24 protein-coding genes are annotated in these 24,203 nt (G+C 73.1%); 18 read left to right on the top strand and 6 right to left on the bottom strand.

Features of this window, described 5'->3' with window-relative positions; translation table 11 throughout:
• Nucleotides 1–46 precede the first annotated feature (46 nt).
• The 12 genes from AAT21_RS32755 (at nt 47) to AAT21_RS32700 (ending at nt 13,474) form a co-directional block, all read left to right on the top strand.
• A complete protein-coding gene (locus AAT21_RS32755; protein ID WP_046780603.1) occupies nt 47–679 on the top strand; it encodes an NUDIX domain-containing protein in 633 nt (210 codons plus the stop codon).
• Between the two features lie 314 nt (nt 680–993).
• Nucleotides 994–2,970 (top strand): tetratricopeptide repeat protein, encoded by a 1,977-nt coding sequence (locus AAT21_RS32750; RefSeq protein WP_235439303.1) that lies wholly within the window; start codon nt 994–996, stop codon nt 2,968–2,970.
• A gap of 153 nt (nt 2,971–3,123) precedes the next feature.
• Complete coding sequence (gene ald / locus AAT21_RS32745) at nt 3,124–4,239, top strand: alanine dehydrogenase (protein WP_046780601.1); 1,116 nt, start codon at nt 3,124–3,126, stop codon at nt 4,237–4,239.
• A gap of 449 nt (nt 4,240–4,688) precedes the next feature.
• Nucleotides 4,689–5,726, top strand: a complete 1,038-nt coding sequence (locus AAT21_RS32740) for a ParA family protein (protein WP_225884681.1) — start codon at nt 4,689–4,691, stop codon at nt 5,724–5,726.
• Nucleotides 5,723–6,250 (top strand): hypothetical protein, encoded by a 528-nt coding sequence (locus AAT21_RS32735; protein WP_046780600.1) that lies wholly within the window; start codon nt 5,723–5,725, stop codon nt 6,248–6,250. The genes AAT21_RS32740 and AAT21_RS32735 overlap by 4 nt, the downstream gene beginning before the upstream one ends.
• Before the next feature lie 598 nt (nt 6,251–6,848).
• On the top strand, nt 6,849–7,991 hold the full coding sequence (locus tag AAT21_RS32730) for a segregation and condensation protein A (RefSeq protein WP_046780599.1): 1,143 nt from the start codon (nt 6,849–6,851) through the stop codon (nt 7,989–7,991).
• Entirely contained in the window at nt 7,988–8,620 is a 633-nt protein-coding gene (scpB, locus tag AAT21_RS32725; RefSeq protein ID WP_046780598.1) for an SMC-Scp complex subunit ScpB, read from the top strand. Before AAT21_RS32730 ends, scpB begins: the two co-directional genes overlap by 4 nt.
• On the top strand, nt 8,620–9,900 hold the full coding sequence (locus tag AAT21_RS32720) for a pseudouridine synthase (RefSeq protein ID WP_046780597.1): 1,281 nt from the start codon (nt 8,620–8,622) through the stop codon (nt 9,898–9,900). The genes scpB and AAT21_RS32720 overlap by 1 nt, the downstream gene beginning before the upstream one ends.
• 145 nt (nt 9,901–10,045) lie before the next feature.
• Nucleotides 10,046–10,654 carry a nicotinamide riboside transporter PnuC gene (gene pnuC / locus AAT21_RS32715; RefSeq protein ID WP_046780596.1) on the top strand — a complete coding sequence of 203 codons (609 nt, stop codon included), beginning with the start codon at nt 10,046–10,048 and terminating at the stop codon, nt 10,652–10,654.
• Nucleotides 10,651–11,730: an AAA family ATPase gene (locus AAT21_RS32710; protein WP_046780595.1), complete on the top strand. Its 1,080-nt coding sequence runs from the start codon at nt 10,651–10,653 to the stop codon at nt 11,728–11,730. Before pnuC ends, AAT21_RS32710 begins: the two co-directional genes overlap by 4 nt.
• A complete protein-coding gene (locus tag AAT21_RS32705) occupies nt 11,694–12,467 on the top strand; it encodes an NUDIX hydrolase (RefSeq protein ID WP_046780637.1) in 774 nt (257 codons plus the stop codon). Before AAT21_RS32710 ends, AAT21_RS32705 begins: the two co-directional genes overlap by 37 nt.
• Nucleotides 12,464–13,474 (top strand): ADP-ribosylglycohydrolase family protein, encoded by a 1,011-nt coding sequence (locus AAT21_RS32700; protein ID WP_046780594.1) that lies wholly within the window; start codon nt 12,464–12,466, stop codon nt 13,472–13,474. Before AAT21_RS32705 ends, AAT21_RS32700 begins: the two co-directional genes overlap by 4 nt.
• 93 nt (nt 13,475–13,567) lie before the next feature.
• Here the strand turns inward: AAT21_RS32700 and AAT21_RS32695 are convergent, their stop codons facing one another.
• From AAT21_RS32695 to AAT21_RS32685, 3 genes are all read right to left on the bottom strand, one after another.
• Nucleotides 13,568–14,248, bottom strand: coding sequence for a nucleotidyltransferase domain-containing protein (locus AAT21_RS32695; protein ID WP_046780593.1), 681 nt, complete (start codon nt 14,246–14,248; stop codon nt 13,568–13,570).
• Nucleotides 14,249–14,321: 73 nt separating this feature from the next.
• On the bottom strand, nt 14,322–14,810 hold the full coding sequence (locus AAT21_RS32690) for a Rieske (2Fe-2S) protein (RefSeq protein WP_046780592.1): 489 nt from the start codon (nt 14,808–14,810) through the stop codon (nt 14,322–14,324).
• An 82-nt stretch (nt 14,811–14,892) separates the two neighbouring features.
• Entirely contained in the window at nt 14,893–15,234 is a 342-nt protein-coding gene (locus AAT21_RS32685) for a DUF952 domain-containing protein (protein ID WP_046780591.1), read from the bottom strand.
• A 137-nt stretch (nt 15,235–15,371) separates the two neighbouring features.
• On the opposite strand from AAT21_RS32685, the gene AAT21_RS32680 reads away from it, so the two are divergent.
• From AAT21_RS32680 to der, 5 genes are all read left to right on the top strand, one after another.
• On the top strand, nt 15,372–15,839 hold the full coding sequence (locus AAT21_RS32680; RefSeq protein ID WP_046780590.1) for a YidB family protein: 468 nt from the start codon (nt 15,372–15,374) through the stop codon (nt 15,837–15,839).
• 118 nt (nt 15,840–15,957) lie between these two features.
• Nucleotides 15,958–17,046: a prephenate dehydrogenase gene (locus AAT21_RS32675; RefSeq protein WP_046780589.1), complete on the top strand. Its 1,089-nt coding sequence runs from the start codon at nt 15,958–15,960 to the stop codon at nt 17,044–17,046.
• Nucleotides 17,047–17,163: 117 nt separating this feature from the next.
• On the top strand, nt 17,164–17,871 hold the full coding sequence (cmk, locus tag AAT21_RS32670) for a (d)CMP kinase (RefSeq protein WP_046780588.1): 708 nt from the start codon (nt 17,164–17,166) through the stop codon (nt 17,869–17,871).
• A complete protein-coding gene (locus tag AAT21_RS32665) occupies nt 17,826–18,515 on the top strand; it encodes a lysophospholipid acyltransferase family protein (RefSeq protein ID WP_079026108.1) in 690 nt (229 codons plus the stop codon). Before cmk ends, AAT21_RS32665 begins: the two co-directional genes overlap by 46 nt.
• A gap of 76 nt (nt 18,516–18,591) precedes the next feature.
• Nucleotides 18,592–20,055 (top strand): ribosome biogenesis GTPase Der, encoded by a 1,464-nt coding sequence (der, locus tag AAT21_RS32660; RefSeq protein ID WP_046780586.1) that lies wholly within the window; start codon nt 18,592–18,594, stop codon nt 20,053–20,055.
• Nucleotides 20,056–20,068: 13 nt separating this feature from the next.
• Here der and AAT21_RS32655 read toward each other — a convergent pair whose 3' ends face one another.
• Nucleotides 20,069–20,527, bottom strand: a complete 459-nt coding sequence (locus AAT21_RS32655) for a hypothetical protein (protein ID WP_052758085.1) — start codon at nt 20,525–20,527, stop codon at nt 20,069–20,071.
• Nucleotides 20,528–20,684: 157 nt separating this feature from the next.
• Nucleotides 20,685–21,497, bottom strand: coding sequence for a hypothetical protein (locus AAT21_RS32650; RefSeq protein ID WP_046780584.1), 813 nt, complete (start codon nt 21,495–21,497; stop codon nt 20,685–20,687).
• Nucleotides 21,498–21,792: 295 nt separating this feature from the next.
• On the opposite strand from AAT21_RS32650, the gene AAT21_RS36320 reads away from it, so the two are divergent.
• On the top strand, nt 21,793–22,629 hold the full coding sequence (locus AAT21_RS36320) for a LysM peptidoglycan-binding domain-containing protein (RefSeq protein ID WP_079026107.1): 837 nt from the start codon (nt 21,793–21,795) through the stop codon (nt 22,627–22,629).
• A 305-nt stretch (nt 22,630–22,934) separates the two neighbouring features.
• Here the strand turns inward: AAT21_RS36320 and AAT21_RS32640 are convergent, their stop codons facing one another.
• Nucleotides 22,935–24,020, bottom strand: coding sequence for a phosphatase PAP2 family protein (locus tag AAT21_RS32640; protein WP_046780583.1), 1,086 nt, complete (start codon nt 24,018–24,020; stop codon nt 22,935–22,937).
• Nucleotides 24,021–24,203 lie beyond the last annotated feature (183 nt).

The following is a 24,203-nucleotide window of genomic DNA, read 5'->3' as shown; positions in this document are numbered from 1 at the left end:
GAAGATCCGTACCCCGGCTGTCGCGCGTTGTGGAGGGCTTCGGGGCATGAACATCAAGGACACGTCGGAATCCTGGGAGACGCTGTCGAGCCGACGGCCGTTCCAGGGCGCGAAGACGGCGGTGGACTCCGACGAGGTCCGGATGCCGGACGGCTCGACCGCCCGCCGCGACTACCAGGTGCACCCCGGCTCGGTGTGCGTGCTCGCGCTGGACGAGGACGGGCGGGTACTGGTCCTCAGCCAGTACCGGCACCCGGTGCGGCGGCGGCTGTGGGAGCTGCCGGCCGGGCTGCTCGACGTCCCCGGTGAGAACCCGCTGCTCGGCGCGCAGCGCGAACTCTACGAGGAGGCGCACGTCAAGGCCGAGGACTGGCGGGTGCTGGTCGACTTCTACGCCTCACCCGGCGGGTCGGACGAGGCGATCCGGGTCTTCCTCGCCCGGGGTGTGTCGGAGGCGGACGGCGAGCGCTACTCCGACTCCGGCTCGGAGGAGGCGGACATGGAGGTGACCTGGGTGCCGCTGGCCGAGCTGGTACGGGGCGTCCTTGCGGGCGAGCTCGGCAACCCGGGCCTGGTGACGGGGGTGCTGGCGCTGTCCGCCGCGCTGGCCTGCGAGGGCGGTGTCGACGCCCTCCGCCCGGCCACCGCCCCCTGGCCGGCCCGCCCGTACGAGGCGTAGCCGAGGAATCCCGCCCGCGGCCCCGGCCCCGGAGATGTGCGAGCCCCGTCGGAGATCGGGGCGCCGGGCTGCCGGGCGGAGCCCCGGGGAACGGTGCGACGGCGGGTGGGGACGGCTCCGCGCAGCGGCGATCCCCGGCCGCGGGCCGCGGCTCGGCCCCGTCCGCGGCACCCCGCCCGCGCCGCGGGCCACCGCACGGGAAAAAGCGGACCATCCGCTGATCCGATTGGGGGATTTACCCGCCGCGCTCCACACGGGCCGTCGCTCTGCGTGAACTACGCTCGCAATCCGAAGGCAGGGAGAGGAGCGGATCCGTGACGGATTTCGTCGGGCGGCGGCGTGAGCTCAAGGAGCTGCGCGAGGACATCGCGCGGACCGGGCTCGACACCCTCTCCGGCCGCAAGGCCAAGGCCCCGCGGGCGCGGGTGCTGCTCGTCGCCGGCCGTCCCGGATCCGGCCGGACCGCCCTCGCGGAGACGTTCGTGCGCGAGGTCGCCGACCAGTACCCCGACGGGGTGCTGCGGACCAGGCTCACCGCCCCGGGCGGGGAGACCGTCGCGACCGAGCGCGCCCTGCGGGACCTGCTGGCCGGGCTGGGCCGGTGCACCCCGCCCGGCGCCGGCGAGGACGAGCTCAGCTCCGCCCTGCGCACCGCGCTCCAGGAGCGGCGGGCGATCATCCTGATCGACGACGCGGCCGATCCGCACCAGGTCGACGCCCTGCTCCCGGACACCCCCGAGTGCCTCGTCGTCGTCACCGCCGAGGGCCCGCTCACCGGCATCCCCGACGTGCGCCCCTGCACCCTCGGCGGCCTGGACACCGTCTCCGCCGTCGCCATGCTCGCCCGCCGCATCGGCGACACCCGCATCACCGCCGACCCGCGGGCCGCCGAGGCCCTCACCGAGGCCTGCGGGGGCCAGCCCGCCGCCCTCGAACTCGTCGGCGGCTGGCTCGCGGCCCGCCCCAAGGCCGCCGTCGCCGACGTGGCCAAGCAGCTCCACGACACTCCCGCCGGCGCCGGCGGGCCGCTCGGCCGCGCCTTCCGGCTCGTCTACGACTCCCTGCCGCAGCCCGCCCAGCGCACGCTGCGCCTGCTGCCGCTCGCCCCGGCCGGCCTCGTCGACTCGCACACCGCCTCCGCGCTGGCCGGCTGCTCCGTGGCCGCCGCGCAGTCCACGCTCGACGACTTCGCCGGGCTGGGGCTGGTCCGGCACGCACCCGACGGCCTGTTCCTGCTGCCCGGCTGCCTCGCGCCGACGCTCCAGGCTCTGCTGGAGACCAAGGAACGGCCCGCCGAGGTCCAGCTGGCCCGCGCCCGGATGCTGGAGCGGACCGTCCGGCTGCTCCACTCCTGCCGGGCCATGGCGGCCGTCGAGGGCGACGAACTCGACGCCGAACTCCAGGAGCTGCTGGACGGCCTCCCGCGCGCCCTGCGCTTCCCCGACCGGCGCGCCGCCGCCGTCTGGCTGGACACCCGGCTCCCGGCGCTCACCGCGGCCGCCTCCCTGGCGGTCGCCGACGGCGAGCTGGACACCCTGGCCCGCCGGCTGGTCGCCGCCCTCGTACGGGCCCTCGCGGACCACCGGGGGACCACGGAGGCGGCCCCCGAGCTCTACGGGCTGCACCGCCTGGTGCTGGACGTGGCCGAGCGCCGCGGCCTGCACCGAGAGCAGGCGGCGGCGCTGCTGAACCTGGCCGACCTGGACGCGGAGACCGGCCGCACGCAGGAGGCCCTGGAGCGCTACCGGGCCGCGCTGGACGCCGGACGGGCGGCGAACGACCCGTACGCGACGGGCCGCGCGATGGAATCCGTAGGCGGTGCCTACCAGGAGCTGGCGGACTGGCACCGGGCGTCCGACTGGTTCGGCCGGGCGCTCGCCCAGGCCCTGGCACGGGGGGAGCGGGCGGACGAGGCCCGGCTGTACGGGCGCCTCGGCAACGTCCACACGTACGCGGGCCGGTACGGGGACGCGCTGCGCAGCTGGCGGGCGGCCGCCGCGGGCTACCGCAAACTCGCCGATGTGCCGGGACAGGCCAAGGCGTTGAGCGAGATGGCGCGGGTGCAGGAGTACGCGGGCCGGCCCGAGGAATCCCTGCACACCTGCCGCGAGGCGGTGGAGCTGGCGCGCCGGGCGGGCGACCAGCGACTTCAGGCCGCGCTGCAGGTCCGGCTGGCCGACACGCTGGACCGGCTGGGGGACCCCGCGGCGGCGAGACTGCACCGCTCCGCCGCAGACAGATTGCTGGGAGACGACCCCGCTGCCTGCGAAATCCGCAGTGGATCCGACTGAGATTATTGGTTTGCAAGGCTAGACAGCGACTCATCCTTCATTAAACTGGCTTCACCACGTCATCTCGTGGTGCATCCCGTTGCGCACTCTTGTGGGCGGGTATGTATGGAAGTGCCCCGTTATTTCCCCCTGAGTCAAGGACCGTGATCGACGATGAAGGTCGGCATCCCCCGCGAGGTCAAGAACAACGAGTTCCGGGTCGCCATCACGCCCGCCGGCGTGCATGAGCTGGTCCGAGGCGGCCACCAGGTCTTCATCGAGCAGAACGCCGGCGTCGGCTCCTCGATCACGGACGCCGAGTACGTCGCGGCCGGTGCCGAGATCCTCGCCACCGCCGACGAGGTCTGGGCCATCGCCGACCTGCTGCTGAAGGTCAAGGAGCCGATCGCGGAGGAGTACCACCGTCTCCGCAAGGACCAGACGCTCTTCACCTACCTTCACCTGGCGGCCTCCCGCGAGTGCACGGACGCCCTGCTGGAGTCCGGCACCACCGCCATCGCCTACGAGACGGTCGAGCTCGCCAACCGCGCGCTTCCGCTGCTCGCCCCGATGTCCGAGGTCGCGGGCCGCCTGGCCCCGCAGGTCGGCGCCTACCACCTGATGCGCTCGGCCGGCGGCCGCGGCGTCCTCCCGGGCGGTGTCCCCGGCACCCACGCCGGCGAGTGCGTGGTCATCGGCGGCGGCGTCTCCGGCTGGAACGCCGCGCAGATCGCCATCGGCATGGGCTTCCACGTGACCCTGCTCGACCGCGACATCAACAAGCTCCGCGAGGCGGACAAGATCTTCGGCACGAAGATCAAGACGATCGTCTCCAACGCCTACGAGCTGGAGAAGGCCGTCGTCGAGGCCGACCTCGTCATCGGTGCCGTCCTGATCCCGGGTGCGAAGGCCCCGAAGCTGGTCACCAACGAGCTCGTCGCCAAGATGAAGCCCGGAAGTGTACTTGTCGACATTGCGATCGACCAGGGTGGCTGCTTCGAGGACTCCCGTCCGACCACCCACGCCGAGCCGACCTTCCAGGTCCACAACTCGGTCTTCTACTGCGTCGCCAACATGCCGGGCGCGGTGCCGAACACCTCCACCTACGCGCTGACCAACGCCACGCTGCCCTACATCGTGCAGCTCGCGAACCTCGGCTGGGTCGAGGCGCTGCGCCGTGACCCCGCGCTCGCCCTCGGCCTCAACACCCATGACGGGCAGGTCGTTTACGGTCCGGTCGCCGAGGCCCACGGCCTGGAGACCCTTGAGCTCGGCACCCTGCTGGGCTGACCCGTCAACGACTGACGTCAATCTCACGTATCCGGCCGGACCTTGCCCGCAAGGTCCGGCCGGACATGTTTGCGGACTGTCCCGGGATCCCGCTCAACTCGCCTCGAACGTAACCCTTTAACCCTTTCGCGCACCCGCGAAACTTCACGGCGACGGCGCGGACGCCCTTGACAGAGTGGTGTTCGGTTGCCGACACATCGTGCCGGGTCCGGCGGATTGTGTTGCCGCTGGGTGGTGACACGCCATAGAGTCGCCAACCGTCGGCATGGTGCCACGCTGACCTATCGATAAGTGTCCTGGTCACGTCCGAGGAGGTAAGACGACTTGTGAATGAGTCGACATTTACTCCTGGGGGTGGTGCAGCAGGCGTCCCTGAGCGGGGCCAGAGTCCTGCCGGGCTCGAAGCTGTCGGCTCCGTCGCAGTACGCACCTTCGCAAACCACCAGCACATGACGACGCCCCAAAAGAGCATGGACGGCCTAGACGTGAACTCCAGGGCCGGCGACCTGAGCGGCGATACGCCCACGGGATTCGCCGACTACGACAATGTGCCCGAGGGGCACTTCTACGACCCCGACGCGGAGTACGAACCGGACCCCGAGTACGCGGCCACCCTCGCCCCCGACGCTGCCCGCCAGCGCCGTGAGCGGATCGGCCCGACCGGACGCCCGCTCCCGTACTTCCCGATCCCGGGTCCGCTGACCGACCACGGTCCGGCGAAGATCATCGCGATGTGCAACCAGAAGGGCGGCGTGGGCAAGACCACGTCGACCATCAACCTGGGTGCCGCACTCGCCGAGTACGGGCGACGCGTGCTGCTCGTCGACTTCGACCCGCAGGGCGCGCTGTCCGTGGGCCTCGGCGTGAACCCGATGGAACTCGACCTGACGGTCTACAACCTGCTCATGGAGCGGGGCATGTCGGCCGACGAGGTGCTGCTCAAGACGGCGGTCCCCAACATGGACCTGCTGCCGAGCAACATCGACCTGTCCGCTGCGGAAGTGCAGCTGGTCAGTGAGGTCGCGCGCGAGTCCACCCTGCAGCGGGCCCTGAAGCCCCTGATGGCCGACTACGACTACATCGTGATCGACTGTCAGCCCTCGCTCGGTCTGCTGACCGTGAACGCCCTGACGGCGGCTCACAAGGTCATCGTCCCGCTGGAGTGCGAGTTCTTCGCGCTGCGCGGCGTGGCGCTGCTGACCGAGACGATCGAGAAGGTGCAGGAGCGGCTCAACCCCGAGCTGGAGCTCGACGGCATCCTCGCCACGATGTACGACTCCCGTACGGTGCACAGCCGCGAGGTGCTGGCGCGTGTCGTCGAGGCGTTCGACGACCACGTCTACCACACGGTCATCGGCCGCACGGTCCGCTTCCCGGAGACCACGGTCGCCGGTGAGCCGATCACGACGTACGCGTCCAACTCCGTCGGCGCCGCCGCCTATCGCCAGCTGGCCAGGGAGGTGCTCGCCCGTTGTCACGCCGAGTGAGTCTGCCCGGCGCCGACGAACTGTTCCGCACGACCGGGGGGATGGCGCTGCAGTCGTCCTCGCCGCGCCGCGGGGCCGAGGAGGCACCCGCCGCGGAACACTCGGCCGCTCCGGCCGGGGGTACGGCGGGAGAGGGCCGCAGCCGGGAGGCTGAGGCCGCTGCGGAGGCGGGCGGACCCGTCGTGGGGCAGCCGCGGCGAGCGCAGGAAGGTTCTGTCAGCCCGGCCGGTCAGACCGCCGGGGCGGCCGCCGCCCCGGCCGGGGCGACCCGGCGGGGCAAGGGCCAGGGCCGCGGCGCGAACCGGCGGCCCAGCGGCCGCGAACGGCACGACGAGAAGATCACGGTCTACGTCTCCGCCGAGGAGCTGATGGACCTGGAGCACGCGCGGCTGGTGCTGCGCGGGGAACACGGCCTGGCCGTCGACCGCGGCCGCATCGTCCGCGAGGCGGTGGCGGTCGTCCTCGCCGACCTGGAGTCCCGCGGCGACGCCAGCATCCTGGTCCGCCGCCTCCGCGGCCGCTGAGCCGCCTGCGGGCCGCCTGCGGCGCCGCTCAGCCGGGACCGTGCAGTGCCCGAAGTCCTGCCGAGAGGCCGCCGACCCGCCGTCGGCGGCCTCCCGCGCTTCGCGGCGGGCCCGCCATGCCACCTGCGGCGCGTTCCCCGGGCTTCCGGCTCCCGCAAGCACCTGCCGGAACGGCTCAGCCGGGACCTCGGCGGTACCACCCCGGCCTCCGCCGGCACCGGCCCCGGCGCGCCATCCGCGGTGCGTTGCGAGGGCCGCCCACCCCGAGACCTCGCGGCGATGCCGGTGCCGTCGTCCGCCGCGCCGCTCGCGCAGCGGGAGCGGCTCCCACGGTGCCCGCCCGCACCGGAGCGGCCCGCCGGGCCGACCACGCCCCTTGCGGTGGGCTCCGCGCCCCCCGCTCCCGTGCGCCCGTGCGGGCGCTGCGTGCCGATCGGCCGACGGGGCGCCGGTGGCGTTGCCTGCGGGCGTGTGCCGCACCGGGACACCCCGCCGGGCCCACCGCGGCGGCCCGGCCCGCCGGGCGGGGAATCGTTCGGGCAGGGCCTAGGCTTTTCGTGGCCGACCTGCCGTTTCTTCCGTACCCACCTGGACCGCCATGCCTCCCGATCACCACGCCGCCCGCCCGGCCCGCCGGAGCCTGGGGCGCGGGCCGGGCGCCGCCGAGGCCCCGGTGTCCGACCCGGCGGCGGCCGGGGCCCCCGTCACAGGCCCGGCCGGGCCCGCCGGGAGCTCGGATGCGGTGGAGTCCGCCGGGACCGTGGGCGGGCCCGGGGGCCCGGTCGCCGAGCCCGGCGATCCGGCCGACGGGACGACGGACGCGGCCGGGCCGGCCGGCGCCGGCGGGACCCTGGACGGGGGAGGGCCCGCTGAGCGGGCGGACCCGGGGCCGCAGGAGCCCGCCGCGGAACCCGCGGGCGGCGGCGCGGCGGGCCCCGCGGGAGGCGACGGGCGGTTCACGTTGCGGCTCGACAACTTCGAGGGGCCCTTCGACCTGCTGCTCCAGCTGATCTCGCGGCACAAGCTCGACGTCACCGAGGTCGCGCTGTCCAAGGTCACCGACGAGTTCATGACGTACATCCGGGCCATGGGGCCCGACTGGGACCTCGACCAGACCACCGAGTTCCTCGTCGTCGCCGCGACCCTGCTCGACCTCAAGGCCGCCCGGCTGCTGCCGGTGGCCGAGGTCGAGGACGAGGCCGACCTCGCCCTCCTGGAGGCCCGGGACCTGCTCTTCGCGCGCCTGCTGCAGTACCGCGCGTACAAGCAGATCGCCGAGATCTTCGGGCGCCGCGCGGAGACCGAGGGCCGCCGCTACCCCCGGACGGTCGGGCTGGAGCCGCACCACGCCGACCTGCTGCCCGACGTGGTCATCAGCATCGGCGCGGAAGGGTTCGCCCGGCTCGCCGTCAAGGCCATGCAGCCCAGGGCCAAGCCCCAGGTGTACGTGGACCACATCCACGCGCCCCTCGTCAGCGTGCGCGAGCAGGCCGGCGTCGTGGTGCGGATGCTGAAGACGCGCGGCGAGGCGACCTTCCAGGAGCTCACCGAGGACGCCGAGGACACCCTCACCGTCGTGGCGCGCTTCCTGGCCCTCCTGGAGCTCTACCGGGAGAAGGCGGTCGCCCTCGACCAGGAGGAGGCCCTGCGGACGCTCACGGTGCGCTGGAGCGGCGGGGACGGCGACGGCATGCCGACGGTGACCGACGAGTTCGACCAGATCGTGGAGGCGAAGGATTGAGCAGCGACGTCGGCGCGGTCGCCGCGCTGGAACTGAAGCCGGCCCTGGAGGCCGTCCTCATGGTCGTGGACGAGCCCGCGACCGAGGCGCACCTCGCCAAGGTGCTGGAGCGCACCCCGCGTGAGGTCGCGGACGCGCTGCGGGAGCTCGCCGACGAGTACACGGCCGCGCGCCGGGGCTTCGAGCTGCGGCTCGTCGCGGGCGGATGGCGTTTCTACACCCGGGCGCGGTACGCCCCGGCCGTGGAGGCTTTCGTCCTGGACGGCCAGCAGGCCCGGCTCACCCAGGCGGCGCTGGAGACCCTGGCGGTCGTCGCGTACCGCCAGCCGGTGAGCCGGTCGCGGGTCTCCGCCGTGCGCGGAGTCAACTGCGACGGGGTCATGCGGACCCTGCTCCAGCGCGGTCTGGTGGAGGAGGCGGGGACGGAACCCGAAACAGGTGCGATCCTATACAGGACGACGAACTACTTTCTGGAGCGGATGGGCCTGCGCGGCCTGGACGAGCTCCCGGAGCTCGCGCCCTTCCTCCCCGAGGCGGACGCGATCGAAGCCGAGACGCAAGAAGGTGTGCCGTCGTTCGATCCGGACGCACCGGACACCGATGAAGACGACAAGACGACGGAACTTTGATGCGAAGCAGCGGCAACGGCAACGGTGGCAACAGGAACAGCGGCGGCGGTGGCGGCGGCGGGCGCGGTAGCGCCCGTGGCGGCGGCTCCGGCGGCGGCGGTGGCTACCGCGGCGGCTCCGGCAGCGGCGGCTCCCGCGGCGGCAGCGGTTCCGGCGGTGGGGGCGGCTACCGGGGCGGCAGCGGCTCGGGCGGCGGCTCCGGCAGTGGCGGTGGCTACCGCGGCGGCCAGGGCGGCTCGCGTGACCGTGACCGTGATCGCGACCAGGCACCCCAGCGTCCCCGCAACCCCCGCCCGGAGGAGCGCCGCTACGACGTCGGCCCCGAGGGCGAGCGCACCCGCGGCGCCCGCGGTGACGCGGCGCGCGGCGGTGCCAAGGGCGGTCCCCGCACCTCCAAGACCCCCGGCATCGGCGGCGCCGGCGGCCCGCGCCGTGGTCCGGGCAGCCGCAGCGGCCAGTCCCGCCCGCGCGAGCTGGACGCGCGCATCGAGGAGCGCGTGCGCGACCGGTACGCCGACAAGCCCGTGATCAGGACCCCCAAGACGTTCCCGGGTGCCGAGCAGGAGGGCGAGCGGCTGCAGAAGGTCCTCGCCCGCGCCGGCATGGGCTCGCGCCGTGCCTGTGAGGAGCTCATCGAGCAGGCCCGCGTCGAGGTCAACGGCGAGATCGTCACCGAGCAGGGCAAGCGCGTCCAGCCGAAGGACGAGATCAAGGTGGACGGCCTGACCGTCGCCACCCAGTCCTACCTGTTCTTCGCGCTGAACAAGCCGGCCGGTGTCGTCTCCACCATGGAGGACCCGGACGGCCGCCAGTGCCTGGGCGACTACGTCAACAACCGCGAGACGCGCCTCTTCCACGTCGGCCGGCTCGACACCGAGACCGAGGGCATCATCCTGCTCACCAACCACGGAGAGCTGGCCCACCGCCTCACGCACCCGAAGTACGGCGTGAAGAAGACCTACGTCGCCGCGATCACCGGTTCACTGCCGCGCGACATCGGCAAGCGGCTCAAGGACGGCATCGAGCTGGAGGACGGCTGGGCCCGCGCCGACAACTTCCGCGTGCTGGACCAGGTCGGCAAGAACTACATGGTCGAGGTGACCCTCCACGAGGGCCGCAAGCACATCGTCCGCCGCATGCTGTCCGAGGCGGGCTTCCCCGTCGACAAGCTCGTCCGGACCTCCTTCGGTCCCATCGAGCTGGGCGACCAGAAGTCCGGCTGGCTGCGCCGCCTGACCAACACCGAGGTCGGCATGCTGATGCGCGAGGTCGGTCTGTAGGACTCCGCTCGGCCCCGCTCGACCCCGCTCGGCCCCGTTCCACGAAAAGCCCGCAGTGCCCACGGCACCGCGGGCTTTTCCCTTGCCCCGACCCCGCACCCCTGTTTATAGTCACAGTGACTATTAAAGGAAGTGGGGGCCCGGCATGAACTGGACCTTGAGCTGGACCGAGGTGCTCGGGTTCGCCACGGGCGCCCTGTGCGTCTGGCTGGTGGCCCGCCAGCACATCGCCAACTGGCCGATCGGCATCGCCAACAACGTTTTTTTCATCGTTCTCTTCACCCAGGCCGGCCTCTACGCCGACGCCGGGCTCCAGATCGTCTTCATCGCCCTCGCCGCGTACGGCTGGTGGTCCTGGACCCACGGGGGTGGACCAGGAACCGCCGAAGCCCTGCCGGTGCGCCGCACCACGCGCACCGAATGGGTCTGGCTGGCCGCGGCGGGGGCGGCGGGGACCCTCGGCCTCACCCTGCTCCTGTCCCGGGCCACCGACTCGACCGTCCCCTTCTGGGACGCCGTCACGACCGCGCTCTCCCTCACGGCGACGTACGGCCAGTGCCGCAAACTGGTCGAGTCCTGGTGGCTGTGGATCGCCGCCGACCTCGTCTACATCCCCCTGTACGTCCACAAGGGGCTCCACCTCACCGCCCTGCTCTACGTCGGCTTCCTCGCGCTCTGCGTCGTCGGCCTGCTCGGCTGGCGGCGCACGCTCGCGGAACGCGGCACCCGCACGGCCCTGGGGGCGACGGCATGAGGCGCTTCGGCCACGGGCTGGTGCTCGGCAAGTTCTACCCGCCGCACGCCGGCCACCACCACCTGGTGCGCACCGCCCAGGACCGCTGCGAGCGGCTGACCGTCCTGGTCTGCGCGGCCTCCGTGGAATCGGTGCCGCTCGCCGACCGGGTCGCCTGGATGCGCGAGGCCCACCCGGACACGGACGTCGTCGGAGCCGTCGACGACATCCCCGTCGACCTGCACGACCCGGAGATCTGGGAGGCCCACATGGCGATCTTCCGGGCCGCGGTCGGCCGCCCTGTCGACGCCGTCTTCACCTCGGAGGAGTACGGCACCGAACTCGCGCGCCGGTTCGGCGCCGAGGAGGTCTGCGTGGACCCCGCCCGGACCCTGTTCCCGGTGTCCGGGACGGCGGTCCGGGCCGACCCGGCCGCCTGCTGGGACTTCCTGGGACCGGCCGTGCGAGCCCGCCTCGCGCGCCGTGTCGTCGTCCTCGGCGCCGAGTCCACCGGGACGACCACCCTGTCCCGGGACCTGGCCGCGCACCTGCGGGCCCGCGGCGGGGTCTGGGCGGCCACGGGCTGGGTCGAGGAGTACGGACGCCGCTACAGCGAGGAGAAGCTCGCCGCGGCCCGGGCCGCGGACCCGGCCGCCACCTGGGCGGACGTCTCCTTCACCGCGGAGGAGTTCCCCGTCATCGCCCGCCGCCAGGACGAGGAGGAGGAGCGGGCGGCCCGCCAGGGCTCCCCGGTGCTGGTCTGCGACACCGACTCCTTCGCCACCGGCATCTGGCACGAGCGGTACATGGGCGGCCGCAACGCCGAGGTCGAGCGGATCGCCGCCCGCACACACCGGGACCTGTACCTGCTCACCGAGGACGCCGACGTGCCCTTCGAGGACGACGGACTGCGCGACGGGCCCCACCTCAGACCCTGGATGACCCGCCGCTTCCGCGAGGAGCTGGAAGCCACCGGAAAGCGCTACCTGTCCCTGCGCGGCGGCCGCCGGGAGCGGCTCGCCACGGCCGTGGCGGCCGTCGACGAACTGCTCGCCGAAGGCTGGCGGTTCGCCGACCCCCTCCCGGAGAACCGGTGAACGGGGCGGCGGGGCCGGGCTACGACCCGTACGCCTTCGAGCCGTTCGCGGTGACCGTCGACCTCGCCGTCTTCACCGTGCGCGGCGGCGCCCTGCACGTCCTGCTGATCCGGCGCGGCCAGGAGCCGTACGCGGGTTCCTGGGCGCTGCCCGGCGGGTTCGTCCTGCCCCGGGAGTCCGCCGAGGCGGCCGCCCGGCGTGAACTGGCCGAGGAGACCGGCCTGCCCGAGCACATCGTGGCGGCCCTGCACCTGGAGCAGCTGCGCACCTACAGCGAGCCCGACCGGGACCCCCGGATGCGGGTGGTCTCGGTGGCGTTCACGGCCCTCGTCCCGGACCTGCCCGAGCCGGCCGCCGAGGGCGGAGGGGACGCGGTGCAGGCCCGCTGGCTGCCGCTGGGCGAGGCCCCGGACCTGGCCTTCGACCACGCGGTGATCCTGGCGGACGCGCGTGAGCGGGTCCGCTCGAAGCTGGAGTACACCTGCCTGGCCACCGCCTTCTGCCCGCCCGAGTTCACCCTCGGGGAGCTCCTGGCCGTCTACGAGACCGTCTGGGACACCGTGCTCGACCGCCCCAACTTCCGCCGCAAGGTCCTGACGACGCCCGGGTTCGTCGAGGCCGTACCGGGCGCCGCCCGGCTCACCGGGGGCCGCGGCAAACCGGCCGCCCTCTACCGGGCCGGCCCGGCGACCGCCCTCCATCCACCTCTGCTCCGACCGGAAGGACCCCCACGATGACCAAACGAGCCGCGACAGGCGCGCTGACCGGCCTGGCCCTGGGCGACGCCCTGGGCTTCCCGACCGAGTTCAACGACGTTCCCGCGATCCTCGCCAAGACGGGCCCGTGGCGCGAGATGCACCTGCCCCGCCCGGCGATCGTCACGGACGACACCCAGATGACCCTCGCCCTGGCCCGCGGCATCCGGACCGCGACGGCCCGCGGCCACGTAGGACCGCTGTGGCTGACCCCGCCCGTCCGCCAGGAGTTCGTCGACTGGTACCACTCTCCGGAGAACAACCGGGCGCCCGGCAACACCTGCCTGCGGGCCTGCGACCTGCTGAACGACCCGCAGCGCGACTGGCGCGACGCCAGCCAGACCGGCTCCAAGGGCTGCGGGGCGAACATGCGGGTGGCCCCCGTCGGGCTGGTGCCCGGCTGGACCGAGGAGGAACGGGCCGGCGCCGCCCAGCTCCAGTCCGCCCTCACCCACGGCCACCCGACGGCGCTCGCCGCCTCCGACCTGACCGCGCGGGCCGTGCACCTGCTGGCCGCCGGCACCGAGGTCACCGGACTCGTCGGGCAACTGCGCTCCTACGCCCTGGAGAACCGCACCCGCTACCACGAGCGCTGGCTCGGCGACCTCTGGATACGCACCGCCTCCGACGCCACGCCCGAATCCTTCATCGCGCGCGGCTGGGACGAATGCCTGGAGGTGCTCGACCGGCTCGCGGCCGCCCTGAAGACCCCGTCCCCCGAGACCGACCCCTGCCTGACCACCGGCGACGGCTGGATCGCCGAGGAGGCCCTCGCCACCGCCCTGCAGTGCTTCCTCCTCTTCCCGGACGAGCCCCTGACCGCCCTGCGCCGAGCCGCCTGCACGAGAGGCGACTCCGACTCCCTCGCCTGCCTCGCCGGCGCCTTCGCCGGAGCCCACCTCGGGGCGGACGTCTGGCCGCACGAGTGGGAGGGCCGCATCGAGTACCGGGACGAACTCCTGGCCTTCGGCACCCTCTGGGACGCCTGATCCACGCTGGACACCGCGCAGGCGGGCACCGCGCTGCCCGCGCACGGGCCGGCGCACGACGCGCTGGACGCGTTCGTCGTCGCCCGCCGGGTCCTACGCGGCTGACGCCCGCCGGGTGCGGACGAGGAAGTCCTCCACCCGGGCCCGGTCCGGGTCCTCCGGCAGGGGAGTGCCGGCCAGGGCCCGCTCCGTCTCCTCCTGCAGGCGGGTCATCCAGGCGTCGACCTCGTCCCAGGTGAGCTCACCGCGGCGGACGGCGAGGAGGCGGTCGCGGTACGGGCCCGCGTCGATGCTCAGGAGCCCCGTGCGCAGCAGGTCGCGGCAGGACAGCAGCAGGCGCAGCAGGTGCATCGCGTGCTTCCAGCGCGGCGCCCCGTGGAGGCGGACGTCCGCGACGAGTTTGCCGTGCTGTGAGGCCGCGTACCGGCTGAAGCTGGTGTGCGCCCGCCGGGAGAGGAAGGCCCCGCGCAGCGACAGCAGCTCCCGGCCCACCGGGTCGGCATGCTCCACCAGGGGCGAGTGCAGGCACTCCAGGATGTTCGGGTTGGCCCGCAGGGCGAGTTCGCAGAAACGTTCCAGTTCCCAGGAGAACTCCTCCTCCCGGGGCCCCTCGACGTGCGCGGGCGGCTTCTCGAACCGCCAGAACAGCGGTGTCGGGGCGAGGTAGACGCCGCGCCGGTCGGTGTCGCTGGTCTCCGTGGCCAGCCCGAACGCCCGGGAGCCCATCACGCACCGGTAGACCGTGTGGTCCCGTACCAGCGTCAGATCGTCCATCCGGGGAGCCTATGCCAGGGCGCACCCGCCCTGCCGGGCCTTTTCCGCAGGCCGGCAGGGCTGCGAGCGCCCGCTACGCGAGCGTGATGCTGCCGTCCGCCGAGACCGTGATCTTCTTCTCGGCGAGCCCCTTGGTGGCCGGTCCCGAGACCTTCGAGCCGTCCGTGGCCTTGAACTCGCTGTTGTGGCAGGCGCAGTTGATGGTGTTGTCCGCCACCTTGCTCACCAGGCAGCCCTGGTGGGGGCAGACCGCCGTGAAGCAGCGGAAGGAGCCCGCCGTGGGCTGGGTGACCACGAGCTTCTCCTCCTTGAGGACCTTGCCGCCGCCCACCGGCACGTCCGCCGCCTTGGCGATGGACTTCGTACCGGCGGCCGCGCCGCCCGCCGAGGGCGCGTCGGCCGGGGCGGAGCCGGGCGGCGGGGTGGCGGCGCCGTTCTGTTCGCCGGTCGCGGCGTTCCCGCCGTCGCCGCCGCCCCCGCAGGCGGTGAGCGCACCGCCGGCCAGGGTGGCCGCTCCGATCACCAGTACCTTGCGCCGGGCGGTCTGCGTGGGGTCGCTCATCAGTCTCTCCTCGCTGTGTGGCGGATCGGCGTGCAGCATCCTGACGTGCGGCGGGCCTCAGGTGAAGCCTGCCGCGCCCGAATCACGAGCTCCGCTGCCACGGTGCCAGTGATGCGGATGTGCCAGGTGTGCGTACGACCTCCCACACGTGGACCACGGCGTCCCGGTTCAGCGGACCGAAAACATGTGGGAAACGGTCGCCGGAACCACCCTCCCGGCGGACCTCCGCGGTCAGCGCGTCCTCGTCGAGCTCGACCGCGAGCAGGGTGCCCGGCTGCTCCCGGTAGTGCGTGTCGGCGATCCCGAGCGCCGTCGTACGGTCCGCCGAACAGTGCACGAATCCCTCGGAGTCGAGCGAGGGCGGGGCGTACGGCAGCTCGGGTGCGGCGGTCCAGTCGGCGAGCGGGACGATGTGGAAGATCATGCCGATCGTTCTACCCCAGCGGCCCGGCGCCCGGGTGCCGGGTGGCGACACCACCCGGTGTGGGTGACATTGTCCGTGTCCCGAAGCCGGGTACGGAGCTGTCCGCGCGGCCCGGCCCTCCTGCGAAAGGCACGACGATGGCAGGTAACGACCTCGGCTCGCTCCTCGGCGGCCTCCTCGGCGCCGGCGGTGGCGCTGGGCACGCCGGGAGCGGCGGCGGGGGAGGCGGGGGCGGAGGAAACGTCCTCGGCGCCCTGCTCGGCGCGCTCATGGGCGGCGCCGGCGCCGGCGGCGGTGCCCAGGCGGGCGGCGGCGCGGACAACCCGCTCGGCGGCCTCATGGACATGCTGACCAGGTCCGGCCTGGCCGGCCAGGCGCAGTCCTGGATCGGCACGGGCGAGAACCAGCCGGTGAGCGGCGCGCAGATCAGCGAGGCCCTGCCGGACGAGACCCTTCGGACGGTCGCCGCCCAGGCCGGCGTCTCCCCGGAACAGGCCGCGGACCAGATCGCGCAGAGCCTGCCGCAGGCGGTCGACAGACTCACCCCGGGCGGAGAGATCCCCACCGGTTCGATCGAGGACATCATCCGGCAGCAGAAGTTCTGAAGACGTCGTCCCACCAGGGCCCGGCCGCCGTCCCACAGGGCGGGCAGCCGGGCCCTCGCGGCGTACCGTCTGGCTACCCTGAGTCAGAACCTGTCGTCACGCACCTGTGGAGCGCCCCGTGAGAACCGCCGTCGTCATCGGAACCGGACTGATCGGCACCTCCGCGGCGCTCGCCCTGACCGCCCGCGGGGTCACCGTGCACCTCGCCGACCACGACCCGGACCGGGCCCGTACCGCCGCCGCCCTCGGGGCCGGCACCGACGAACCCCCGCAGGAGCAGGTCGACCTCGCGATCGTCGCCGTACCGCCGGCCCACGTCGCCGCGACCCTGGCCGACCTGATAGGGCGCGGCGCGGCGCGGGCCTACGTCGACGTGGCCAGCGTCAAGGGCGGACCACGGCGGGAACTGGCCGCGCTCGGCGTGGACGCCACCGCCTACATCGGCACGCACCCGATGGCGGGCAAGGAGCAGTCGGGTCCGCTCGCCGCGACGGCGGACCTCTTCGAAGGCCGCCCCTGGGTGCTCACCCCGACCCGCGAGACCGACCACGAGGTGCTCAACCTCGCCCTGGAGCTCGTCGCCCTCTCCCGGGCCGTACCGGTGGTGATGGACGCCGACGCCCACGACCGGGCCGTCGCGCTCGTCTCGCACACCCCGCAGCTCGTCTCCAGCATGGTCGCGGCCCGGCTGGAGAAGGCCGACGAGACGGCCGTACGGCTGTGCGGGCAGGGCATCCGTGACGTGACCCGGATCGCCGCCTCCGACCCGCGCATGTGGGTGGAGATCCTGTCGGCCAACCCGGGACCGGTCGCCGACGTCCTCGCTGGGATCGCCGCCGACCTGGAGGAGACCGTCGACGCGCTGCGCAGCCTCCAGTCCGCCGACGTGGAGAAGCGCCGCGGCGGCGCCGCGGGCATCGAGGACGTACTGCGCCGCGGGAACGCCGGCCGGGTCCGGGTCCCGGGCAAGCACGGAGCGGCGCCCACGGTCTACGAGACCGTGGCCGTGCTCATCAGCGACCAGCCGGGCGAGCTGGCGAGGATCTTCGCCGACGCCGGCCGCGCGGGCGTCAACATCGAGGACGTGCGGATCGAGCACGCCACGGGCCAGCAGGCCGGTCTCGTCCAGCTCATGGTCGAGCCGCGGTCCGCCGCCGCCCTCACGGCCGAGCTGCGGGAACGGGGCTGGGCCCTGCGCAGCCAGTAGCCCGGACAGGGCAGGCGGGGCCGGGCGGGGCCGGGGGGTGTCGGCGCCCGGTAACCTTGGAGAGGGGCGCTTTGCCGCGCCCTGACACGCACGCGCAACCAGGAAGGTGCCCGCACCGTGGAAACCGCAGCTCCGTCCGCCGTGATCGTCGCCATCGACGGTCCCTCCGGCACGGGCAAGTCCAGCACCTCCAAGGCCGTGGCCGCCAAGCTCGGGCTGCGCTACCTGGACACCGGTGCCCAGTACCGGGCCATCACCTGGTGGATGATCTCCAACGGGGTCGACACCGACGACGCGCAGGCCGTGGCGGTCGCCGCCGGCAAGCCGTCCATCGTGTCCGGCACCGACCCGGCCGCGCCCACCATCACCGTGGACGGCCTCGACGCCGCCGGTCCCATCCGGACCCAGGAGGTCACCTCCAAGGTCAGCGCCGTCAGCGCGGTCCCCGAGGTGCGCACGCTCATCACCGAGCTGCAGCGTTCCATCGCCGCCGAGGCCGCCCGGGACGCGGACGGGATCGTCGTCGAGGGCCGGGACATCGGCACGACCGTCCTCCCCGACGCCGACCTCAAGATCTTCCTGACGGCCTCCGCCGAGGCGCGCGCCGCCCGGCGCAGCGGAGAGCTCCGCGGCAAGGAGGCCGCCGACCTCGCGGCCACCAAGGCGGCGCTGATCCAGCGCGACGCCGCGGACTCCGGCCGCAAGACCTCGCCGCTGGCCAAGGCCGGCGACGCGGTCGAGGTGGACACCACCGAGCTCACGCTCGACCAGGTGATCGAGTGCGTCGTGACGCTCGTGGAAGAGAAGCGGGCGGGCCGCAAGTGAGCGCAGCGCCCTCCCTCAAGGGTGCGGCGGTCGGCAGGCGCATCGGCATCGGCCTCATGTACGGGCTGTGGAAGCCGCGCGTACTGGGCGCCTGGAAGGTGCCCGCCTCGGGCCCCGTCATCCTCGCCGTGAACCACACCCACAACATAGACGGCCCCATGGTCATGGGTACCGCACCCCGCCCCCTGCACTTCCTGATCAAGAAGGAAGCGTACGTGGGCCCCCTCGGCCCCTTCCTGGACGGCATCGGCCAGGTTAAGGTCGACCGCTCCGGCGCCGACCGGGCGGCGATAGGCCGCGCCCTCGCCGTGCTCGACCAGGGCGGGGCCCTGGGGATATTCCCCGAGGGCAGCCGGGGCGAGGGCGATTTCGCCTCGCTGCGCGCGGGACTCGCGTACTTCGCGGTCCGCAGCGGCGCGCCCATCGTGCCCGTCGCCGTCCTCGGCAGCGCCGAGGGCCGCGGCAGGCTCATTCCGGGCCTGCCGCCCTTCAAGAGCCGGGTCGACGTCGTCTTCGGCTCGGCCTTCGACGCCGGGGACGGCAGCGGCCGCCGCACCCGTACCGCGCTGGACCTGGCGACCGTACGCATCCAGGACCGGCTGACCGCCCACCTGGCCGACGCCAAGCGCCTGACCGGGCGCTGAGCGAGACTTGAACCCAGTAGTGGAACCGCGCTGCGCGGGCACCACCGATCACCACGAACGACGAGGAACGGACTTCATGAACGACCAGCACGACCACGGAGCACTTGGCGACGCCGAGTACGCGGAGTTCATGGAGCTCGCCGCGGAAGAGGGCTTCGACCTCGAAGACGTCGAAGGTGCCATCGAGGAGGCGGGCCACGGCCCGCTGCCCGTCCTCGCCGTCGTGGGCCGCCCCAACGTCGGCAAGTCCACCCTGGTGAACCGCATCATCGGCCGCCGCGAGGCGGTCGTCGAGGACAAGCCCGGCGTCACCCGCGACCGCGTCACCTACGAGGCCGAGTGGGCGGGGCGCCGCTTCAAGGTCGTCGACACCGGCGGCTGGGAACAGGACGTCCTCGGTATCGACGCCGCCGTCGCCGCCCAGGCCGAATACGCCATCGAGACCGCCGACGCGGTCGTCTTCGTCGTGGACGCCAAGGTCGGCGCCACCGACAGCGACGAGGCCGTCGTCAAGCTGCTCCGCAAGGCCAAGAAGCCCGTCGTCCTGTGCGCCAACAAGGTCGACGGCCAGAGCGGCGAGTCCGACGCGGCCTCGCTGTGGTCGCTGGGCCTCGGCATGCCGCACCCGGTCTCCTCCCTGCACGGCCGCGGCACCGGCGACATGCTGGACGCCGTCCTCGACGTCCTGCCGGACGCCCCCGAGCAGACCTTCGGCGGCGTCGCCCCCGGCGGCCCCCGCCGCATCGCCCTGATCGGCCGCCCGAACGTCGGCAAGTCCTCGCTCCTGAACAAGGTCGCGAAGGAGAACCGGGTCGTCGTCAACGAGCTGGCCGGCACCACCCGCGACCCGGTCGACGAGCTGATCGAGCTCGGTGGCGTCACCTGGAAGTTCGTCGACACCGCCGGTATCCGCAAGAAGGTTCACCTCCAGCAGGGTGCCGACTACTACGCCTCGCTGCGCACGGCCGCGGCCGTCGAGAAGGCGGAGGTGGCGGTCATCCTGATCGACACCACCGAGACCATCAGCGTCCAGGACCAGCGCATCATCACCATGGCCGTCGAGGCCGGCCGCGCGATCGTGATCGCCTACAACAAGTGGGACGAGCTCGACGAGGAGCGCCGCTACTACCTCGAGCGCGAGATCGAGACCGAGATGCAGCAGGTCTCCTGGGCGCCCCGGGTGAACGTCTCGGCACTCACCGGCCGTCACATGGAGAAGCTGGTCCCGGCGATCGAGACCGCCCTCGCGGGCTGGGAGACGCGCGTTCCCACCGGCCGGCTGAACGCCTTCCTCGGTGAGGTCGTCGCCGCCCACCCGCACCCGATCCGCGGCGGCAAGCAGCCCCGCATCCTGTTCGGTACCCAGGCGGGGAGCAAGCCGCCGCGGTTCGTCCTCTTCGCCTCCGGCTTCCTGGAGCACGGTTACCGGCGCTTCATCGAGCGCCGCCTGCGCGAGGAGTTCGGCTTCGAGGGCACCCCGATCCACATCTCGGTGCGGGTGCGCGAGAAGCGCGGCGCCCAGTACAAGAAGAAGAAGTAGCGGCGGTCCGGGGTCAGTAGCCCCGGCGCGGAGCGGGCGGCAGGGCCGCCGGGATGTGCGTCATCCCGGTCTGGTGTTGCCGCCCGTCGGCGTATCCGGAGCCGCCCGCGTACGAGTAGGCGGGCTGGGTCTGGGGCTGCGACGGGGCCGGTACGGACGGCGCCGGTGACGGCGTCTGCGGGGTGTAGGAGGGCTGCCATTCGGTCCGCTGCCATGCCGAACCGTTCCAGCCGCTGCCGTACGTGCCCCCGCTGTAGCCGCCCCCGTACGAGAAGGCCGTGAAGCCGAGATCCTCCTCGCCCGTACGGTCGCCCGGCAGAGCCCGAAAGGCGCGCAGGTACTCCGAGTACAGCGTGTCGTAGATCGGGGTGTGCGAGACGGCGGCCGGCGAGCTGTCCCGGTCCCGTACGGGACGCATGGCGGGAACGGCGCTCGGATAGGACGGGGCGCGGGAGGAGTCGTATGGATGCACGTATCAGCCAACGAAACCGGCGCTCTGCGGATGCGGGGTGAGGGGGCGGGAAACGCAGATCGCCGGGGGTGTGCGGGACGGACCGCACACCCCCGGCGCACGCCGCCCGGCCCCCACTGCGGGGGGCCGGGCGGCCGCTTTCGGTACCGGCGCGGGATCAGGCGCCGGGCGTCCCCGCGAGGGGCATCGCGGCGGCCACGAGCTTGCCCGCGGCGGCGGCCTTGTCGAGCGCGTCGCGCAGCAGGTCCTCGCGCGGCTGCTGGCCGATGGAACCGACCGGCGCGGCGTAGATCAGCACGCGCTGGGTCTTCTGGACGGCGGTCCGCCAGCCGTCGGTGACCGACAGCGCCTGGTGGGCCTGCCACCAGGCGACCTGGCCGCCGCCGTCGGTGCCGGGCTGGAGCACGGCGTGCAGCTGTCCGGCCGCGAGCAGGACCGACCAGCCGCCGAGGAGGGTGGGCAGTTCGCTCGTGTCGGTCACCGGGATGAAGCCCTGCTCGATCAGGAGCGGCAGGAAGTCGTCGCCGGGGCCGTCGCTGCCCGGGCGGGCGATGGGCGCGGTCGGCTCGACGACCAGGGCGGGGTGCAGCTCGCCGCCGATCAGCACAAGGCCGCTGGTGATGCCGAGGACGGCCTGCCCGCCCGGCACGTTCTGCGGGGCGGGGGCGCCCGCCTCCGACGCGGAGGCCGGGCTGTCACCGGTGATGCTGCGGACCGCGCCCTGGAGCTGCTCCTCGGAGACGGAGACGACCTGCGAGGGGATGCAGGTGGCGTGGGCGAAGGCGAGGACGGCGGTCTCCTCGCCGACGAACAGCACCGTGCTGGTGCGGTCGTTCTCGGGGTCGCCCGGAGTACGGCAGGAGGTGCAGTCGTAACTGCGCGGCGCGTCGTCGCCGACGAGCAGCCTGTCGGCTTCTTCGTCGCCGATCTCGGCACGTACCTCATCACTGACGTCGAGCATGCGCGGCACGGGGTGGCTCCTCGGCATAGGTGCGGGTCCGGGAGGCTCCCGGCTCGCCGGGCACAACGCAGGAGCGGCGGCCGGGGTCACGCCATTTGAGGGAACGGATTCGAACCGGGCGCCCGGAAGGGTGAATGGTGCGCCCGAGGCTTCGGTTTTGTGCCAACTGGTTTCTGGTCGTGCACAGTTGATGGCCGGGTGTGGCCGTTTCGGCGGGATCGGCGGGTCGGCCGACCGGGTGGGGTGGCGTGACCGCCGCGTGGCGGGCCCCGCAACCCCGTGGAGTGCTCCGTAGCGTGACCCGATGCCCAACCTCCGGACCCCCCGGGCCCACCGGGCCGCCCGCGCCGCTGCCGTCGTCGCCTCCGTGCTGGCGCTCGTACCGCTCGGGGGGACGGCGGCCGCGGCACCGCCGCCGCCCGCGCCGGGTCCGGCCGGGGCGGCGCACCCGGGCTCGCCGGGCGTGATCGGGAGCGGGCCCGGGGACTGCGGACCGGGCGGGGAATGGCCATGGGACTGCGTGGCCGACTGCGAGAGCGGTGGCCGGTGGGCCGTGAACACCGGCAACGGCTTCTACGGCGGGCTGCAGTTCTGGCAGCCGACGTGGGAGGAGTACGGCGGCCTGGCGTTCGCGCCGCGGGCCGACCTGGCGGAGCGCGTGCAGCAGATCCGGGTGGCGCAGGACGTCCTCGCCGCGCAGGGCTGGAACGCGTGGCCGGTCTGCTCCAAGCGGTACGGGCTCGCCGGGCGGATGCACACCGTACGGAGCGGGGACACGCTGGCCACGATCGCCCGCGAGCGCCGGGTGCGGGGCGGCTGGCAGGCGCTGTACGAGGCCAACCGCGAAACGATCGGGCCGAAGCCGGAGGCGATCACGGTGGGTACCCTGCTGCTCCTCCCGGAGCCGAACCCCGTGCCGAACCCCGTGCCGACGGTGAAGCCGACGCCGACGCCGACGCCGACGCCGACGCCGAAGCCGGTGCCTGTGGCCGTGGCCGAGCCGACGCCTGCGCCGGTGCCTGAGGCGAAGCCGAACGCCGTGGCCGTGCCGGGGAACCGGCCGACGCGCACACCTGCCTGCTGCGCACCGGGCCGTGAACCCGGACGTTCCGGTGATTCACATCATGCTGCTCGGCCGTGAGTTCGAAGTGAAGGAAATGTAGCGGATCTGAGGGGGGTTCAGCCGGTCCGGTCCAGGCCGTCCGTGGAAATCCGGTGAGGCAATTCTGTGGTTCTCGGTGGAAATTCGAATACGTCTGCGCGCCGGGCGTGTCGTGCTTCGGAAAGCAATTGGCGACTGTAGATATTCTGTGACACAAGCGTGACCCGGGATGGACGAACGTCCGGGCGCGGCGCTGACGAACGCCGAAGGCGGGCCGGGTCGTCGACCCGGCCCGCCTTCGCGTCGCGGGGGTGGATGGTGCGTACCGCCCCCGCCGTGGAACGTCAGCCGCCGGCCACCGGACGGGCCGCGGTGCCGCGGGTCCCGGTCCGCTCGGTGTGAGCCGTGTGCGCCGTGTGCGCGGGGCGGCGGCTGCCGACCGGGGTGACCGGCGTCCGCTCGGAGCGGATCAGGTGCGGCCGGTTGGCGGGGTGCACGATCGAACGGTGCGCCGGGGCGTGCCCCGTGGCGGCGCCGGCCGGCGTGGCCGGGGCGGGCACCGCGGACGGTCCCTCGGCGGGCACCGCCACCGGCTTCAGCTGCCACTTGCCGCCCGCGGAAAGCAGCGGCGTGAGCGCGGAGACGACCGGGGCGGGCATCCGCCCGGTCTCGGCCCGACGGCGCAGCAGCTCGCGCAGGTCGAAGACATAGGCCTCGGTCCGTGCGATGAGCGGCTCGAACCAGGGGAGCGCCAGCATGATCAGCAGACCCGCGGACCAGCCCAGCAGGACGTCGCTGACCCAGTGCGTGCCGAGGTACACGGTGGTGGCGCCGACGCTCAGCGAGACGACCGCGGACACCACGGACAGCACCCGCCGGGTGACCACGGTGGAAGCCAGGTAGGCGAGGATTCCCCAGGTCACGACGGCGTTGGCGGTGTGGCCGGAAGGGAATATATCGCCGCCCGCGAAGAGTTCGGCCGAGCCGATCTCCGTCGCGTAGTGCGGGCCGAGCCGGCCGAGGCCGAGCTTCACGGACCCGACGGTGACGTTGAGCAGCAGCAGCGCGACGCCGAGGGTGATCAGCGGGCGGAGGGTGTGCTGCCGCCAGGAGCGCCAGCCGAGCCACGCGGCGACCATGACCGCGGTGGGCCCGCGCTGGCCGAGCACGACCAGGTAGTCGAGGAACGCGTGCAGCTGCGGCCACTGCTCGTAGGGCCGGAAGAACATGATCTGCCAGTCCAGGCGGACCAGCCACGACGTGGTCAGTACGGCCACCACGATGGCGAGATAGAACGCGAGGGTCGACCCCAGGAGCACGACGCGGTGCCGGCTCATCTGCGGGGTCTGCAGATGAGCCGGTCGCTCCGGTTCCCGGTCCAGCCGGGCGAAGACCCGCTCCAGACGGGTCAGGATTTGATCGGTACGCACTCAATCGACGTTACCGTGAGGGGATGCTCGGCCCGGGCGAATCGCGGGGTTTGTGATGACCATGTGATGTGGAGTTGGTCTCACGCGGGCCCTAATTCCCGGTATTCCGGCAGGGGTTGGATCCTTCCCGATCCGATGTCCGGAAATTGTTTCCGATGCTTATTCGGACTTTATTGCCGCAGG

It is taken from the genome of Streptomyces yangpuensis, from assembly GCF_001005295.1.
Lineage (GTDB): Bacteria > Actinomycetota > Actinomycetes > Streptomycetales > Streptomycetaceae > Streptomyces > Streptomyces yangpuensis.
The sequence above is the reverse complement of the archived record's forward strand: the minus strand, read 5'-3'. Positions and strand labels throughout refer to the sequence as shown.